Annotated in this window: 17 protein-coding genes; 12 read left to right on the top strand and 5 right to left on the bottom strand. The window is 72.3% G+C overall.

From position 1 onward, the window contains the following. Positions 1 to 80 precede the first annotated feature (80 nt). The 4 genes from AB0F82_RS24215 (at position 81) to AB0F82_RS24200 (ending at position 3613) form a co-directional block, all read left to right on the top strand. Complete coding sequence (locus tag AB0F82_RS24215; RefSeq protein ID WP_362631294.1) at positions 81 to 1238, top strand: ArsA family ATPase; 1158 nt, start codon at positions 81 to 83, stop codon at positions 1236 to 1238. Between the two features lie 75 nt (positions 1239 to 1313). After that, positions 1314 to 1775, top strand: a complete 462-nt coding sequence (locus tag AB0F82_RS24210; protein ID WP_356813060.1) for a DUF5304 domain-containing protein — start codon at positions 1314 to 1316, stop codon at positions 1773 to 1775. A 61-nt stretch (positions 1776 to 1836) separates the two neighbouring features. Then, positions 1837 to 2778, top strand: coding sequence for an ROK family glucokinase (locus AB0F82_RS24205; RefSeq protein ID WP_362631204.1), 942 nt, complete (start codon positions 1837 to 1839; stop codon positions 2776 to 2778). A 73-nt stretch (positions 2779 to 2851) separates the two neighbouring features. Beyond that, positions 2852 to 3613 (top strand): endonuclease/exonuclease/phosphatase family protein, encoded by a 762-nt coding sequence (locus tag AB0F82_RS24200; protein WP_362631292.1) that lies wholly within the window; start codon positions 2852 to 2854, stop codon positions 3611 to 3613. Between the two features lie 262 nt (positions 3614 to 3875). Here AB0F82_RS24200 and AB0F82_RS24195 read toward each other — a convergent pair whose 3' ends face one another. Beyond that, positions 3876 to 4445: a hypothetical protein gene (locus AB0F82_RS24195; protein ID WP_356813062.1), complete on the bottom strand. Its 570-nt coding sequence runs from the start codon at positions 4443 to 4445 to the stop codon at positions 3876 to 3878. Then, positions 4438 to 5217 carry an alpha/beta hydrolase gene (locus tag AB0F82_RS24190; RefSeq protein ID WP_362631202.1) on the bottom strand — a complete coding sequence of 260 codons (780 nt, stop codon included), beginning with the start codon at positions 5215 to 5217 and terminating at the stop codon, positions 4438 to 4440. The genes AB0F82_RS24195 and AB0F82_RS24190 overlap by 8 nt, the downstream gene beginning before the upstream one ends. 170 nt (positions 5218 to 5387) lie before the next feature. Here AB0F82_RS24190 and AB0F82_RS24185 point away from each other — a divergent pair, with 170 nt between their 5' ends. The 5 genes from AB0F82_RS24185 to AB0F82_RS24165 all read left to right on the top strand — a co-directional run bounded on the left by AB0F82_RS24185 (position 5388) and on the right by AB0F82_RS24165 (position 9800). Beyond that, positions 5388 to 6140 carry a lysophospholipid acyltransferase family protein gene (locus AB0F82_RS24185; protein WP_362631290.1) on the top strand — a complete coding sequence of 251 codons (753 nt, stop codon included), beginning with the start codon at positions 5388 to 5390 and terminating at the stop codon, positions 6138 to 6140. 35 nt (positions 6141 to 6175) lie between these two features. Beyond that, positions 6176 to 7393 (top strand): MacS family sensor histidine kinase, encoded by a 1218-nt coding sequence (gene macS / locus AB0F82_RS24180; protein WP_362631201.1) that lies wholly within the window; start codon positions 6176 to 6178, stop codon positions 7391 to 7393. A gap of 59 nt (positions 7394 to 7452) precedes the next feature. Continuing rightward, a complete protein-coding gene (locus AB0F82_RS24175) occupies positions 7453 to 8097 on the top strand; it encodes a response regulator transcription factor (RefSeq protein ID WP_356813094.1) in 645 nt (214 codons plus the stop codon). Between the two features lie 154 nt (positions 8098 to 8251). Beyond that, positions 8252 to 9280 carry a 6-phosphofructokinase gene (locus AB0F82_RS24170; RefSeq protein ID WP_362631199.1) on the top strand — a complete coding sequence of 343 codons (1029 nt, stop codon included), beginning with the start codon at positions 8252 to 8254 and terminating at the stop codon, positions 9278 to 9280. A gap of 208 nt (positions 9281 to 9488) precedes the next feature. Continuing rightward, the gene (locus AB0F82_RS24165; RefSeq protein ID WP_362631198.1) at positions 9489 to 9800 is read left to right on the top strand and encodes a hypothetical protein; all 312 of its coding nucleotides are present in this window, start codon (positions 9489 to 9491) and stop codon (positions 9798 to 9800) included. On the opposite strand, the gene AB0F82_RS24160 is transcribed toward AB0F82_RS24165, so the two are convergent. Next, entirely contained in the window at positions 9769 to 11694 is a 1926-nt protein-coding gene (locus AB0F82_RS24160; protein WP_362631196.1) for an anthranilate synthase family protein, read from the bottom strand. The genes AB0F82_RS24165 and AB0F82_RS24160 overlap by 32 nt on opposite strands. A gap of 376 nt (positions 11695 to 12070) precedes the next feature. On the opposite strand from AB0F82_RS24160, the gene AB0F82_RS24155 reads away from it, so the two are divergent. Further along, positions 12071 to 13432: a class II 3-deoxy-7-phosphoheptulonate synthase gene (locus AB0F82_RS24155; RefSeq protein ID WP_372449405.1), complete on the top strand. Its 1362-nt coding sequence runs from the start codon at positions 12071 to 12073 to the stop codon at positions 13430 to 13432. Between the two features lie 133 nt (positions 13433 to 13565). Continuing rightward, entirely contained in the window at positions 13566 to 13862 is a 297-nt protein-coding gene (locus tag AB0F82_RS24150) for a (2Fe-2S)-binding protein (protein ID WP_362631194.1), read from the top strand. Between the two features lie 59 nt (positions 13863 to 13921). Here the strand turns inward: AB0F82_RS24150 and bfr are convergent, their stop codons facing one another. Beyond that, positions 13922 to 14398, bottom strand: coding sequence for a bacterioferritin (gene bfr / locus AB0F82_RS24145; protein WP_030037303.1), 477 nt, complete (start codon positions 14396 to 14398; stop codon positions 13922 to 13924). A 173-nt stretch (positions 14399 to 14571) separates the two neighbouring features. On the opposite strand from bfr, the gene AB0F82_RS24140 reads away from it, so the two are divergent. Beyond that, entirely contained in the window at positions 14572 to 15204 is a 633-nt protein-coding gene (locus AB0F82_RS24140) for a sulfite oxidase-like oxidoreductase (RefSeq protein ID WP_362631192.1), read from the top strand. Positions 15205 to 15331: 127 nt separating this feature from the next. On the opposite strand, the gene AB0F82_RS24135 is transcribed toward AB0F82_RS24140, so the two are convergent. Continuing rightward, the gene (locus AB0F82_RS24135) at positions 15332 to 16192 is read right to left on the bottom strand and encodes a deoxyribonuclease IV (RefSeq protein WP_362631190.1); all 861 of its coding nucleotides are present in this window, start codon (positions 16190 to 16192) and stop codon (positions 15332 to 15334) included. Positions 16193 to 16195 lie beyond the last annotated feature (3 nt).

Here is a 16195-nt window from a genome sequence, read left to right as displayed (position 1 = left end):
GAACCGGGTGCGGCACCCCCGCGGGGTCCCGCCACGGACCCCGCACGGCGGCGCACCCCACCGATCCGGAGCCCCCGCACATGCACACCCTGCTCATCACCGGCCCCGGCGGGGCCGGCCGGACCACCGTGGCGGCCGCCACCGCCCTCGCCGCGGCCCGCCGGGGCCGACAGGTGCTGCTGCTCACCGGCGACCCCGGCGACCCGCTCGCCGGACTGCTCGGCGACCCCCTCCCGCCCGGCCTGAGCGTCGCCCGGGTCGACTCCGGCCAGGAGTTCCGCGACGAACTCGTGGCCCTCCAGGAACGCGGATCCGCCCTGCTCTCCATGGTCGGCGCCCGCCCCCTCGCCGCCGAGGAACTCACCGAACTGCCCGGATCCGAACAGTTCGCTCTGCTCCGCGCCCTGCGGCGGGCCGCCACCACACCCGCCGCCGACCTCGTCGTCGTCGACCTGCCCCCGCTCCGCCAGGCCGTCGCGACCCTCGCGCTCCCCGCCCAGCTGCGCCGCTACCTCGCCCGCCTGCTCCCCGCCGAGAAGCAGGCCGCCCGCGCCCTGCGCCCCGTACTGGCCCAGCTGGCCGGCGTACCCATGCCCGCCCAGTGGCTCTACGAGGCAGCCGCGCGCTGGGACGAGGAGCTCGCCGCCGTCCAGGCCGTCATCGAGGCCGACACCACCGAAGTACGCCTCGTCGCCGAGCCCGGACCCGCCGCCGCGGACGCGCTCCGGCTCGGACGGCTCGGCCTCGCCCTCCAGCAGCTGCCCGTCCGCGACGTCGTCGCCAACCGGACGGTCCCCCACGGCTCCGCCGACCCCTGGCTCGCCGGCCTCGCCGCCCAGCAGGAGAAGTACGCCGCCGAGTGGGCCGGCGAGAGCCCGCTGGTGGCCCTCGCCCACCTCGGCCCCGACCCCCAGGGCCAGGACGACCTCGACCGGCTCGCCGCCCCCGGCGGACTCGTCCCGGACGTGCCCGCACCCCGCCGCGCCTGGACCGTCGAGGACCGGCTCGCCGACGACGGGGTCCTCGTCTGGGTGGTTCCGCTGCCGGGCGCGCACAAACGCGACCTCGACCTCGTCCGCCGCGGCGACGAGCTGCTGCTCACCGCCGGCCCGTACCGCAGGATCGTTCCCCTTCCCTCGGCACTGCGCCGGTGCACCGTCTCCGGCGCCGCCCTCACCGAAGGCGAACTCCGCATCCGCTTCACCCCGGACCCCGGCCTGTGGCCCCGTACGCGCTGAACGCGGTACCCCCGTTCGGGTACCGTCGAAGGTAGACAGCAAGCACGCCCAGCAGCCGCCGCAGGAGAGTCCGCCATGAGCGAGGCCACCGACCGCCCCACCGACGACGCCTGGGCCAAGGCCTGTGCCGAGGACCTCGCCGCCGAGAAGGAGCGCCTGCGCGGGCAGGGCCAGGCCGGCCCGGGAGCCACCGGGACCGCGGCCGAGGAGCTCTTCAAGCTCTTCGAGGCCGTCGCCGACAAGGTCTCCGGCCTGAACAACCCGCTGTTCGGCGCCGCCGCACAGGGCGCCGTCCGCCAGATCGTCGACCAGGCGAAAACCGCCGCGAAGCCCGTCATCGAACGCAACCCCGAGGTCTTCGACCACCTCGCGGCCGCCGGCTCCGAGCTCCTCGCCGCCTACCGCTCCGCCGTCGAGGGCCACGAGGGCCGCTGGACCCGGGGCGAGACCCGGGCGCCCCGCCAGGCATCCGACGACCGCGACCCGCGCGGGGACGGCCCCGACGACGGTCCCGCCGAGCGGATCGATCTCGACTGAACCCCCGGCGCCCTCGGGTACCGTTGGCCGTGGCGGGGTTTGACCGGAAACCGAGGGACTAATGGGACTCACCATCGGCGTCGACATCGGCGGCACGAAGATCGCGGCCGGCGTGGTCGACGAAGAGGGCACGATCCTTGAGACGTACAAGGTGCCCACCCCGCCGACGGCGGACGGAGTGACGGAGGCCATCTGCGCCGCCGTCTCCGAGGTCAGCAGCAACCACACCATCGAGGCCGTCGGCATCGGCGCCGCCGGATACGTGGACGACAAGCGTGCGACCGTACTCTTCGCGCCGAACATCAACTGGCGCCATGAGCCGCTCAAGGACAAGGTCGAGCAGCGCATCGGCCTGCCCGTCGTCGTCGAGAACGACGCCAACTGCGCGGCCTGGGGCGAATACCGCTTCGGTGCCGGCCAGGGCCACGACGACGTCATCTGCATCACGCTCGGCACCGGCCTGGGCGGCGGCATCATCATCGGCAACAAGCTGCGCCGCGGACGCTTCGGCGTCGCCGCCGAGTTCGGCCACATCCGGGTCGTCCCGGACGGCCTGCTGTGCGGCTGCGGCAGCCAGGGCTGCTGGGAGCAGTACGCCTCCGGCCGCGCCCTCGTCCGCTACGCCAGGCAGCGCGCCAACGCGACCCCCGAGAACGCGACGATCCTGCTCGCGCTCGGCGACGGCACCCCCGAGGGCATCGAGGGCAAGCACATCAGCGAGGCCGCCCGGCAGGGCGACCTGGTGGCCGTCGACGCCTTCCGCGAGCTGGCCCGCTGGGCCGGCGCCGGCCTCGCCGACCTGGCCTCCCTCTTCGACCCGTCGGCGTTCATCGTCGGCGGCGGCGTCTCCGACGAGGGCGACCTCGTCCTCGACCCGATCCGCAAGTCCTTCAAGCGCTGGCTGGTGGGCGGCGCCTGGCGCCCGCACGCCCAGGTGCTCGCCGCGCAGCTCGGAGGCAGGGCCGGACTCGTCGGCGCGGCCGACCTGGCCCGCCAGGGCTGACCCTTCCGCCCGGACCGCCCGCCGCGCCCCTTGGGGGAGCGGCGGGCGGCTGCGTATCTTGCGGTGCATGGACATGGACCAGTTGCCGCCCCCGCTGCCGAAGTCCCGTACGGAGCCCGACGGTTCTGCCGTCATCCGGGTTCTCGGCTACAACATCCGCTCGCTGCGCGACGACGAGGAGGCGCTGGTCCGGGTCATCCGGGCCTGCGAGCCGGACCTGGTCTTCGTACAGGAGGCGCCGCGGTTCTTCCGCTGGCGCAAGCACGCCGCGCGACTGGCCAGGAAATGCGACCTGGTGGTGCTGGGCGGGGGCGCGACGGCGACCGGACCGCTGCTGCTGTGCTCGCTGCGGGTCTTCGTGGAGCGGACCGAGGACGTCCTGCTCCCGCACACGCCCGGGCTGCACCGGCGGGGCCTGGCCACCGCGGTCGTCCGCGTAGGCGGCGTACGCGTGGGCGTCGCCTCGGCGCACCTGTCGCTGGACCGGGCGCAGCGGCTGGCCCAGGCGGACCTCCTCCTGGACCGGGTCGCCGCGCTGGACACCCCGTACGGGATCGCCGCGGGCGACGTGAACGAGGGACCCGGCGGCCCCGCCTTCGCGCGGCTGGCCGCGGGCCTGCAGGACTGCTGGGCCGTCGCGCCCTGGGGCGGGGAGCGGACCTTCCCGGCGGTGGCGCCGGACCGGCGGATCGACGCCGTCTTCGCCACGGCGGGGGTGGAAGTGCTGGCCTGCGGGGTCCCCACGGGGCTGGCGGGGGTCTGCGACGGTGACCTGCGGTCCGCCACGGATCATCTGCCGGTGCTGGCGGCGCTGCGCCTGCCGGCTGCGCCGTAGCTTGGGCAGGCGGTACGGGTGCGGCGCCGTCGCGGGGGCGCCGCACCCGGGCCCCGCGCCTCAGACGCCGGCGGGGCTGAGGGTGCGGCGGCGCTGAGAGAACGGGGCGCTGCCCCGGGCCCCGCGCCTCACACGCCGGCGGGGCTGAGGGTGCGGCGGGGTCGGAAGGGCGGGACGTTGCCCCCGGGCCCCGTGCCTCGAACGTCGGCGGGGCCGGCGGCAGCCGGCGGGGGCTGGTGGGCAGCCCCGCGGGCGTTTTCGGTCAGACCACCGCGCCGCGGCCCGGGTCGTCGTCCTCGTCCTCGCCGTGCTGCATGCGGGCGACCAGCGTCGCGAAGCCGCCCAGGAAGCCGCCGATGCCCAGCGTCGTCAGCCACCAGGTCATGTCCCACTGCAGCAGCACCGCCAGCAGCAGGAGCACCGGGCCGCCGACCACCGCGAGCCACGCGAACTTCGCCGTCGTGTCCGCCGGCGGCAGCTCCGGCTCGGGCTGGACGAAATGGCCCTCTTCCGCCGCGGCCGGGTCGTCGTCGTCAGGCTCCGCCGGCGAGTGGTCCCGGGGGCCCGCCATGCCCACGCCCGGGGCGAAAACCACCGAGCTGCCCAGTGCGGGCGCCGGCGCGGCCGGCGGCTCGGGCTCGGCGTCCGGAACCGGCTCCGGAGGCAGCGGCTTGACGTCCTCCTCCGGCAGCAGGAGGTTCTCGATCGGCCTGTACGGCCGGGACCCCGGCGGGTCCGGCGGCTCCTGCCCGTACCCGGCCACGATCGCGGCCCACGCCGCTTCCTCGTCCAGCGGCGGGATACCGCCCGACTGCTCCTCGTGCTCAGCCACCGGCCTCCGCCCCCTCCCTGCCCACGCTCTCCGCCAGTCGGCCGACGAACGCAAAACTGTCCGCGAAGATCCGCTCCGCATCATGGTCCAACGTCGCGACGTGGTAGCTCTGTTCCAGCAGGATCTCCGTGACGTCCGTCGACGAGACCCGGGCCAGCACACGCGCCGAGTCGACGGGCGGCACGACGTGGTCCTGAGGGCTGTGCAGCAGGAGCAGCGGCTGCGTCACCTGCGGCAGCTCGGCGTCCACAAGCTGCAGGAACTTCCGCAGCGAGTGCGCGGCCCGCGTCGGGACCCGGTCGTAGCCGACCTCCACCGACCCCGGCTTGGCGATGTCACTGGCGATACCCGGCGTCGACCGGATGAAGTGCTGCGCCACGGGAAGGGCGAAGGCCAGCGGATCGTGCACCTTATTCGCCGGGTTGACCAGGACGATGCCGCTGACGGCGTCCCCGTGCTTGGCCGCCAGCCGCAGGGTCAGCGCGCCGCCCATCGACAGCCCGAAGACGAACACCTGCTCGCAGCGGTCCAGCAGCTCCCGCAGGGCGCGGTCGACCTCGGCGTACCAGTCCTGCCAGCCCGTGAGCTGCATGTCCTGCCAGCGCGTCCCGTGTCCGGGCAGCAGCGGCAGCGACACCGTCAGGCCCCGCCCGGCGAGGTACTCGGCCCAGGGGCGCAGGGACTGCGGGGAACCGGTGAAGCCGTGGCAGAGGAGGACGCCGACCTCTCCGCCCTCGTGGCGGAACGGCTCGGCTCCAGGGAGGACGGGCACCAGGGACTCCTTGATCATGACGTACGTCGGGCGGGTGCGTTGCTCTGTGTGACTTCACCGTACGCGACCGGGGTGGCACCGGCCAGGGTCGTCGGGCCCCTGCCGGCGGGGGCACGGGATAAGGTCTGTTCGACAGACACAGGAAGGCTTTCGAGTTGATCTACGGCGCAATGAAGTTCTCCATCGGCGGTTCACTGAAACTCGCTTTCAGGCCGTGGGTGGAGGGCATCGAGAACGTTCCCGCCGAGGGGCCGGCGATCCTCGCGAGCAACCACCTGTCCTTCTCCGACTCCCTCTTCCTCCCGGCCGTGCTGGACCGCAAGGTCACCTTCATCGCCAAGGCGGAGTACTTCACCTCCCCGGGCGTCAAGGGCAGGCTGACCGCCGCGTTCTTCAAGGGCGTCGGCCAGCTCCCGGTGGACCGCTCCGGCGCCCGCGGGGCCGGCGAGGCGGCCATCAGGAGCGGCATCGAGGTCATCGAACGCGGTGAGCTGTTCGGTATTTACCCCGAGGGCACGCGTTCACCCGACGGCCGCCTCTACCGCGGCAAGCCGGGTGGCCTGGCCCGGGTGGCGCTGGCCACCGGAGCCCCCGTGATCCCCGTCGCGATGATCAACACGGAGAAGATCCAGCCGCCCGGCAAGGTCATCCCCAAGCTCATGCGCCCGGGCATCCGCATCGGCAAGCCGCTGGACTTCAGCCGGTACCACGGCATGCACAACGACCGCTTCATCCTCCGCTCGGTGACCGACGAGGTCATGTACGAGATCATGAAGCTCTCCGGCCAGGAGTACGTCGACATCTACGCGACGGCGGCCAAGCGCCAGATCGCCGACGCCGAGAAGGCCGCCAAGGACGCCGAGAAGGCGGCCGAGAAGGCGGCCAGGGCGGCCAGGGCCGACGGGGCCGACAAGAGCGAGTAGCGGCGGGCGGTACCGCCCGTCAGGGGGTGGGGGAGATGGCGAAACGCGAACGCGTCGTACGCATGTCGGTCGAGCAGCCGCTCTGGCGCGCCCTGACCGCGTACCGGTTGCTGACCATGGTCTACGCGGTGCTGCTGTTCGCCTCGGCGTACAAGCAGTTCCCGCACCCCTGGCCCGCGGCCGGCTACCTCGCCGTCCTCGCCGTGTGGACCCTCGCCACCTTCCGCAAGGTCTCGAACGCCGCCAGCTGCACCAAGGGCTTCCTCGTCGCCGACCTGACCGTGGCGATCGCCGGCGTCCTGCTCACGCCGATCGTCGACACCCAGGAGCGGATCGCCGCCGGCGGCCCCACCCTCCCCACCATCTGGACGGCCGGCGCCGTCCTCGGCTTCGCCATCAAGGGCGGCTGGCGCTGGGCCTGCTTCGCCTCCACCTTCGTGGCCATGGCCAACATCGTGATCCACGGCGGCCAGCCCACCCGGGACACCTTGCACAACGTCCTGCTCGTCTGGGTCGCCTCCGTGGCCATCGGCTACGTCGTCGAGGTCGCCCGGGCCAGTGAGAACACCCTCGCCCGCGCCCTGGAGATCGAGGCCGCCACCCGCGAACGCGAGCGCCTCGCCCGCGACATCCACGACGGCGTCCTCCAGGTCCTCGCCATGGTCCAGCGCCGCGGCGCCGAACTGGGCGGCGAGGCCGAGGAACTGGGCAGGATGGCCGGGGAGCAGGAGGTGGCGCTGCGCACGCTGGTCTCCAGCGGCCTGGTGCAGCCCTCCCGGGTCTGCCGCGACGAGTCACGGGGCGCGCTGGTGGACACGTACGACGACGACGAGCCCGGCGCGGACGAGGGGGAGCTGGACCTGCGTTCGCTCCTCGCCCCGCACGCCGGGTCCCGGGTGAGCTTCGCCGAGCCGGGCACCCCGGTACCGCTGCCCGTGCCCGCGGCGAAGGAGCTGGCGGCCGCCGTCGGCGCGGCCCTCGACAACGTGCGCAGGCACGCCGGGGAGGGCGCCAGGGCCTGGATCCTGGTCGAGGACTGGGGCGACGAGGTGATCGTCACCGTTCGCGACGACGGCCCCGGCATCCCGGCGGGCCGCCTCGACCAGGCCGAGGGCGAGGGCCGTATGGGCGTGGCGCTGTCCATCCGAGGCCGGCTGCGCGACCTCGGCGGCAGCGCCGATCTGGTGTCCGTCCCCGGGCAGGGCACCGAAGTGGAACTGAAGGTACCCAGGGGCAGGACGGACAAGAAGTGAGCGAGCACACCGACGTGAACAACCCGCAGCAGCCGCAGGAGCACCGCGAGACGAGGGTGATGGTCGTCGACGACCACCCCATGTGGCGCGACGCGGTGGCCCGCGACCTGGCCGCCGCCGGCCTCGACGTGGTGGCCACCGCCGGCGACGGCCCCGAGGCGGTGCGCCGGGCCCGCGCCGTCAACCCCGACGTGCTGGTCCTCGACCTCAACCTGCCCGGCATGCCGGGCGTACAGGTCTGCAAGGAGCTGGTCGGCGCCAACCCGGCGCTGCGGGTCCTGGTCCTGTCGGCCAGCGGTGAGCACGCCGACGTCCTGGAGGCGGTGAAGTCCGGCGCGACCGGCTACCTGCTGAAGTCCGCCGGCGCCGAAGAGCTGATCGACGCCGTACGCCGCACCGCCGTCGGGGACCCGGTCTTCACCCCGGGCCTGGCCGGGCTGGTGCTCGGCGAGTACCGGCGGCTGGCCACCGACCCGGTGCCGACCGCCTCCGACGAGCCGAAGGCGCCTCAGCTGACCGACCGCGAGACCGAGGTGCTGCGCCTGGTGGCGAAGGGGCTCTCGTACAAGCAGATCGCGGAGCGGCTGGTCATCTCGCACCGCACCGTGCAGAACCACGTCCAGAACACCCTGGGCAAGCTGCAGTTGCACAACCGGGTGGAGCTCGTCCGCTACGCCATAGAGGCGGGCCTCGACGACGCGTGAGCGCCGCCCGTGCGCGCGTCGATCGTACTTACGTCCTCGTACGAGTGAACGGGCGTACGCAACGCCCCGTGATTCCACCTGAATTGCCGCTTCGCAAGCCCTTGTTGTGACCTGCGTCACCACTAGCGTGGCCGTCATGGCGAAGGGAGATGCAATGAAGGTCGGAGTACTGACCGGTGGCGGCGACTGCCCCGGACTCAACGCGGTGATCAGGGCCGTCGTCCGCAAGGGCCACCAGGAGTACGGCTGCGAGTTCGTCGGGTTCAAGGACGGCTGGCGGGGCGCGGTCGAGGGGCGCACGGTCCCCCTCGACATCCCCGCCGTCCGCGGCATCCTGCCCCGCGGCGGCACCATCCTCGGCTCCTCGCGCACCAACCCGTTCAAGACGGAGAACGGGGTGCGCGACATCAAGGAGAACCTGGCCAAGTACGAGGTGGACGCCCTCGTCGCGATCGGCGGCGAGGACACCCTCGGGGTCGCCGCGCGCCTCTACGACGAGTACGGCATCCCCTGCGTCGGCGTGCCGAAGACCATCGACAACGACCTGTCAGCCACCGACTACACCTTCGGCTTCGACACCGCCGTCGGCATCGCGACCGAGGCCATCGACCGCCTGCACACCACGGCCGAATCGCACATGCGGGTCCTCGTCGTCGAGGTCATGGGCCGGCACGCCGGCTGGATCGCGCTGCACTCCGGGCTCGCCGGCGGGGCCAACGTCATCCTCATCCCGGAACAGCGCTTCGACGTGGACCAGGTGTGCGCCTGGGTGACCTCCCGCTTCAAGGCGAGCTACGCGCCGATCGTCGTGGTCGCCGAAGGCGCCGTGCCCAAGGACGGCGACATGGTGCTCAAGGACGGCACCAAGGACTCCTTCGGGCACGTCCGGCTCTCGGGCGTGGGCGAATGGCTGGCCAAGGAGATCGAGGAGCGCACCGGCAAGGAAGCCCGCACGACGGTGCTCGGGCACATCCAGCGCGGCGGCACCCCCAGCGCCTTCGACCGCTGGCTGGCCACCCGCTTCGGGCTGCACGCGATCGACGCGGTCCACGAAGGGGACTTCGGGAAGATGGTCGCGCTCAAGGGCACGGACATCGTCCGGGTACCGATCGCGGACGCGACGGCGAAGCTGAAGACGGTCGACCCCGCCCTCTACCAGGAGGTCGGCGTCTTCTTCGGCTGAGCCGCCGGGCGTTGGCACACCATGGGTCGTATCGCGACCAACGGCCCATGGTCCGGCGTACGGGAGTCGACGTGGAGATCCTGGCATTCGGCGTGCAGGCGGACGAGAAGCCGATGCCCCGCCGGAGCCGACCGCGGCCCCGCGAGTTCACCCGTGCTTCACCGGACGGCCGTGCGGGATGCGCGGGCCGGCCGGTAGGTTCGGCCGCGTGGACATACCTTCCGTGGGCCGATGGCTCCTGCTCGCCGTGGCCGCGGTACAGCTCGTGTACGCCGTCCGGGCCCTGCGGCCCGCTCTCCGGGCCGGGCCGGGAGAGCGGGTGGACGCGTGGCTGACGTTCGCCGACCCCGCGGTCGGCGCACCGGTGTCGGTGGCGCTGGCCGCCGGCGACCTCACGGCGTCCCTGTACGGGATGGTGGTGCTCGGCCTGGTCCTGACCTGGCAGTTGGTACGCCGGTTCCGGCCCGGACACCCCGCGGGCGCGGGAACTACGCCGGGGCCGGAGCGCGGACCGCGGTGAGCAGCTCGCGCAGCAGCTCGGCGCCGCGCAGGGTGAGGACCGACTCCGGGTGGAACTGCACCCCCGCGAAGCCGCCGCCGACCGAACGGAACGCGTGGACCTCCCCGGTCACCGGGTCGCGGGACACCTCCACACCGGCCTGCGCCAGCCGCGCCGCGCCGGCGGCGTCGCAGTGCGCGGTGTACGTGTTGTAGAAGCCGACCACCTCCTCGGCCCCGAAAAGCCCGATCCGGGTCTGCGCGCCCTGCGCCGGCTCCGCCTTGCGCACCAGTGGCAGGCCCAGCTCGGCGGCGAGCAGCTCGTGCCCGAGGCAGACCCCGAGCAGGCCGTGCCGGTGCCCGGCCAGCAGCTGCGCCGTCAGCCCGCGCAGCATCCGCATCTTCGGGTCGGCGCCGTCCGCCGGGTTGCCCGGGCCGGGGCCCAGCACGATCGGGCCCTCCCAGGCCAGGGCCGCCTCCCGCAGCCCCGGCTCGTCGAAGCGCCGTACGGTCACCTCCAGCCCGGCCACCCGCAGGAGGTGGGCCAGCATCGCCGTGAAGGTGTCCTCCCCGTCCACCACCAGCGCACGGCCCGTCGGCGCGGCCGGCCGGTCCTGCATCCGCAGCCAGAAGGGCGCCAGGTCGGCCCGCCGGGCGGCCAGGGCCGCCCGCACCCGCGGGTCCTCGGCCAGGCGCGCCCCCTCGGCGGCCGGCCGCGGCGCCGACGGGCGGACGCCGAGCGCCGCCAGCACCCCCGCCGCCTTCGCGTGCGTCTCCGCCACCTCGCCCGCCGGATCGGAGTGCCGCACCAGCGTGGCCCCCACCGGCACCCGCAGGGTCCCGTCCGCCGCGATGTCCGCGGTCCGGATCAGGATGGGGGAGTCGAGGGTCTGCGCCCCGGCCGCGTCCAGGCCCAGCAGGGCCAGCGCGCCCGCGTAGTAGCCGCGCCCGCCCGCCTCGTACCGTTCGATCACCCGGCAGGCGTTCTGCACCGGCGAGCCCGTCACCGTCGCCGCGAACATCGTCTCCCGCAGCACCTCCCGCACGTCGAGCGAGGAGCGTCCGCGCAGCTCGTACTCGGTGTGCGCGAGGTGGGACATCTCCTTGAGCCGCGGTCCGACGACCACCCCGCCCCGGTCCCCGACCGTGCACATCATCTTCAGTTCCTCGTCGACCACCATCGACAGCTCCTCGGTCTCCTTGCGGTCTCCGAGGAAGGCGAGGAGCGACTCGACGGTGGGTCCCGTGGCGGGAGGGCGGTACGTCCCGCTGATCGGGTTCATCACGACCGTGCCTGCGGACATCCGGACGTGGACCTCGGGACTGGCGCCGACCAGCGTGCGCTCGCCGGTGTGGACGACGTAGGTCCAGTACGCGCCCCGCTCGCCCGCCAGCAGCCGCCGGAACAGCGCGAGCGCGTCCGCCCGGCCGAACCCGCCGATCCGGCCCTCGAAGGTGCGCCGGATGACGAAGTTCGCGCCCTCGCCCCGGCCGATCTCGTCGCGGATCACCCGATCCACGGTGTCCGCGTACGCCTCGTCGCAGACGTCGAAGCCGCCGTCCGCCACCCGCACCGCGTGCGCGGGCAGCTCCGCGAGGGCCTGGGCGAGCGGGATCTCGTACACCTCCTCGGCGACGAGCACGCTCAGCGGCGTGCCGTCGTCGCGTACGTCGAACCCGCGCTCCCGGATCTGCCGGAAGGGCACGAGCGCCAGGGTCGGCAGCGGGCCGACGGGCAGGTCGGCCAGGCGCCCGGCCTCGTGGACCGGGCCGAGGAGCACCTCGACGGTGTCGTGGTCGCGGCCGGGGGTGCGCCGGCGCAGCAGGGCGAACGGCGGGCAGGAGTCGTCGAGCAGCCGGCTCAGCGGGTGCCGTCGGTCGCGGCAGTCCTGGCGGTTCTGGCGGCTGGATTCCATGGGCGGAGCGTCCTTCCGGAGGGGAGGAGCGGCTCTCGCTGCCGGCGCCGAGGTCGCCGAACGCGGAAGGCCGCCCCTCGGGGCGGCCTTCGCGTCGTGCGTGTCTTCAGGTACGCGCAGGAAGAGGGCCGCCGGGAGCGGGCCACCACCAGTTCTGGTTCGTGTGCGCGTACATGCGGTGAACCATAGCCCAGACCGGCCGCCCAGCGGGCGTCTTGCCGATCACGCCCGCTGACCGACAAGACGGCCCTCGCGCCGGTTCCGACCCCGGCCGCACGCCGAACCATGGATTCCGTTCCGCCGGGCGTCCACCGCCTTCGAGAAATCCGTCTCACGTTGTGGGCGGGGGGCAAGATGCCCCGCGTAACGCCGTAATGTGTACGAGGTGACCGTGAACGCTGAAACCCAAGCCCCCGCCGCCAAGGCGACCTGGCGAGACCTTCCCGCGGCGCAGCAGCCTTCGTACCCCGATGCCGAGGCTCTGCGCGCTGTCGTCGCGGACCTCGAGTCGTATCCTCCGCTCGTTTTCGCGGGCGAGTGCGACCAGCTGCGCGCCCGTCTGGGAGCCGTCGCCAAGGGCGAGGCGTTCCTGCTTCAGGGCGGCGACTGCGCCGAGGCCTTCGACGGCGTCTCCGCCGACCACATCCGAGCCAAGCTGAAGACGCTGCTCCAGATGAGTGCCGTACTGACGTACGCGGCCTCCGTGCCGGTCGTCAAGGTCGGCCGCATCGCGGGCCAGTACTCCAAGCCGCGCTCCAAGGACACCGAGACCCGCGACGGCGTCACCCTGCCGACCTACCGCGGCGACTCGGTCAACGGCTTCGCCTTCACCGAAGAGGCCCGCGTCCCGGACCCCGAGCGGCTGAAGCGCATGTACAACGCCTCCGCCTCCACGCTCAACCTGGTGCGCGCCTTCACCACCGGTGGTTACGCCGACCTGCGCCAGGTGCACGCCTGGAACCAGGACTTCGTGAAGTCCTCCCCGTCCGGTCAGCGGTACGAGCAGCTGGCGCGGGAGATCGACAACGCGCTGAGCTTCATGAAGGCCTGTGGCACCGACCCGGCCGAATTCAAGGCCGTCGAGTTCTACGCCTCCCACGAGGCGCTGCTGCTCGACTACGAGGGCGCGCTGACGCGCACCGACTCGCGCACCGGCAAGCTGTACGACACCTCCGGCCACATGGTGTGGATCGGTGAGCGCACCCGCCAGCTGGACCACGCGCACATCGAGTTCTGCTCGCAGATCGCCAACCCGATCGGCATCAAGCTCGGCCCCACCACCACGGTGGACGAGGCGCTGACGTACATCGACCGCCTGGACCCCGAGCGCGAGCCGGGCCGGCTGACCTTCGTCGTCCGCATGGGCGCCGACAAGGTCCGCGACAAGCTCCCCGAGCTGGTCGAGAAGGTCACCGCCTCCGGTGCGATCGTCGGCTGGGTGACCGACCCGATGCACGGCAACACCTTCGAGGCGGCCTCGGGCCACAAGACGCGCCGTTTCGACGACGTGCTCGACGAGGTCAAGGGCTTCTTCGAGGTCCACAAGGGCCTCGGCACCCACCCGGGCGGCATCCACGTCGAGCTCACCGGTGACGACGTCACCGAGTGCGTGGGCGGCGGCGACGAGATCTTCGTCGACGACCTGCACCAGCGCTACGAGACGGCCTGCGACCCCCGGCTCAACCGCAGCCAGTCGCTGGACCTGGCGTTCCTGGTCGCGGAGCTCTACCGCGACTAGTCGTCGGGATCAGTAGGTGCGTTCCTACGACTGTGGGGCGCGGATCGATGTGATCCGCGCCCCACTGTCGTACCCGGGGCTTTTAGGCCACCCTAACTTTGGGTACGGTTAGGTAAGCCTCACCGAATAGGGGATGGCTCGCCGCACCAGTCAGCGCCAGGAGGTGAACCGCGTGTACGTCTGCTCTTGCTTCGGGATCACCGACAAGCAGGTCAAGGAACACGCGGCTGCCGGGGCCTGCACGCCCCGCCAGATCGCCTCGGCCACCAAGGCCGGCACCGACTGCGGTTCCTGCGTACGCACCATCCAGGGCATTCTCGGCCGCGGGGCCTGCCCGCGCAGGGAGCTGCTGGAGAAGGGCGACGCGGTGTCCGTGCTCGCCGCCGACACGGAGGCGGTACGCTCGCCCGCGCTGGCGGAAGCGGCCTAGAAGCCGGGCCGGAGCGGGCTGGAGCAGGCTCGGCGACCTTGGATCGGCCCGCCGGAAGGTCAGCTCGGCTGCTCGATGAGCTGCGCGATGTAGAGCGCCTCGCCCAGGGACTCGATGAGCTCCAGCTGGGTGTCGAGGTAGTCGATGTGGTGCTCCTCGTCCTCCAGGATCTCCTCGAAAAGACGGGCCGACGTGATGTCGCCCTTGCCGCGCATGACCTCGATGCCGCGCTTGAGCCGGTCGATGGCCTCGACCTCGACCTGGCGGTCCGCCTGGAACATCTCGGTGATCGTCTGCCCGACGCGCACGTGGAAGAGACGCTGGTAGTTCGGCAGGCCGTCGAGCATCAGGATGCGCTCGGTGATCTTGTCCGCGTGCTTCATCTCATCGATGGACTCTTCACGCGTGTACTTGGCGAGCTTGGTCCAGCCCTTGTTGTCCTGGATGCGGTAGTGCAGCCAGTACTGGTTGATGGCCGTCAGCTCGCCGGTCAGCTGCTCGTTCAGAAACTCAAGGACCTCGGGGTCGCCCTGCATCGCAGAGGCTCCTTCCAGGCAATGTCAGCTATGTGACGGGGCAGTTGCGCGCATCCTTGCACCGCCACTGGGGGCCGTCCAGTAAGTGCCTCCTTAGTGGGAGTTACCGCGACTTGCCCGAATCGGCCCAGACCTGGTCATGACCACCCTGCCCAGTCTGTCACCATGGAGTCATGGGTCAGCCGGAAAGCCGGGAATCTCCGGGAGCAGAGCAGCTGGAGCTTCCACCGGGGCAGCGGCTGCAGAAGGGCTGGCCCGTCACCCACTACGGTCCCGTGCCCAAGTTCAAGCCGGACCGCTGGGAGTTCCGCGTCTTCGGCGCGACCGCCGACGGCGACAAGCACTGCTGGAACCACGAGGAGTTCACGGCCCTGCCGTTCGCGACCGTCGTGGCGGACCTGCACTGCGTCACGAAGTTCAGCATGCAGGGCGCCGAATGGGGCGGTGTGCTCGCCCGCGACGTGCTCGCCCTGGCCCCGCCCGCGCCGCAGGTCACGCACGTGATGGTGTGGGCCGAATACGGCTTCAGCTCCAACCTGCGGCTGGCCGACTTCGCCTCCGACCGGACCGTCTTCGCCACCCACGAGGGCGGCGAACTGCTCACCGCCGAGCACGGTTTCCCGGTCCGGCTGGTGGTCCCGCACCTCTACGCGTGGAAGGGCCCCAAGTGGGTCCGCGGCATCGAGTACATGACCGCCGACCGCCGCGGCTTCTGGGAGGAGCGCGGCTACCACAACATCGGCGACCCCTGGCGCGAGCAGCGCTACTCCTACCAGGAGGAGCCGGGGGACGGCCCCGAGATCTAAGGGGTGTCCTGCGGGCCCCCGGCCGGAGCGCGATCGGCCAGGGCCACCCGGACGGCCGTACGCAGGCCGCGCCGAGGCGAGGATCCGGCGCCGGGTGGGGCTGACCTGTTCCTCAAGAATGAGTGGATCACAGCGGGCCGCGCAGCTCCTTCAGCAGCGCCACGTCCGCCGCATGCCCTTCCTTGCCGCCGGGCGTCTCGATGATCAGCGGCACGCCGTCCATCGCCGGGTGCGTGAAGAGCTCGGCGAAGGCGTCCCGGCCGATGTGGCCCCGGCCGACGTTCGCGTGCCGGTCCTTGTGCGCGCCGACACCCTCCTTGGAGTCGTTCGCGTGGACCAGCTTCAGCCGGCCCTCGCCCACGGTGTCCACCAGCAGGTCCAGCATCACCTTCGTCCCGCCCGGCTCCGCCAGGTCGTGACCGGCCGCGAAGATGTGGCAGGTGTCCAGGCAGATCCCCAGCTTCGGATGGTGGTCCAGCGCATCGAAGTACGGGCCGAAGTCCCAGGTGCGCGAGCACAGCGAGGAACCCTGCCCGGCCGTCGACTCCAGCAGCAGGAACGGGTCGTCGTCATGCGTCAGCTCGTCCAGCAGCGGCAGCATGTGCTCCTTGACCTGCGCGTACGCCGCTTCCCGTGGACGACCGCCGGTCGCCGACCCGGTGTGGACGACCACCCCGAGCGCGCCGATCTGCCGGGCCCGGCGCAGCGAGTGGCGCAGGGACTCCACCGACTTCTCCACGGTGGCCCCGGTGTGCGAGCCGAAGTTGATCAGGTACGGGGCGTGCACGTACGCGGGAATCCCCTCCCGCGCGCACTCCTCGCGGAACCGCTCGTCCTGCGCCGGACTGCCGACCGGGGTGGCCCAGCCGCGCGGGTTGGCGACGAAGACCTGGACGGCCTCGGCGCCCATCTCGCGGGCATACGTCAGCCCGACCGAGGCGAGACCGCCCGAGACGGGGACGTGTCCGCCCACTGGATTGCGTACCACGTG

The sequence above is a fragment of the Streptomyces virginiae genome (assembly GCF_040638905.1).
GTDB classification, from domain to species: domain Bacteria; phylum Actinomycetota; class Actinomycetes; order Streptomycetales; family Streptomycetaceae; genus Streptomyces; species Streptomyces virginiae_B.
This window is presented reverse-complemented; position numbering and strand designations above follow the sequence as displayed.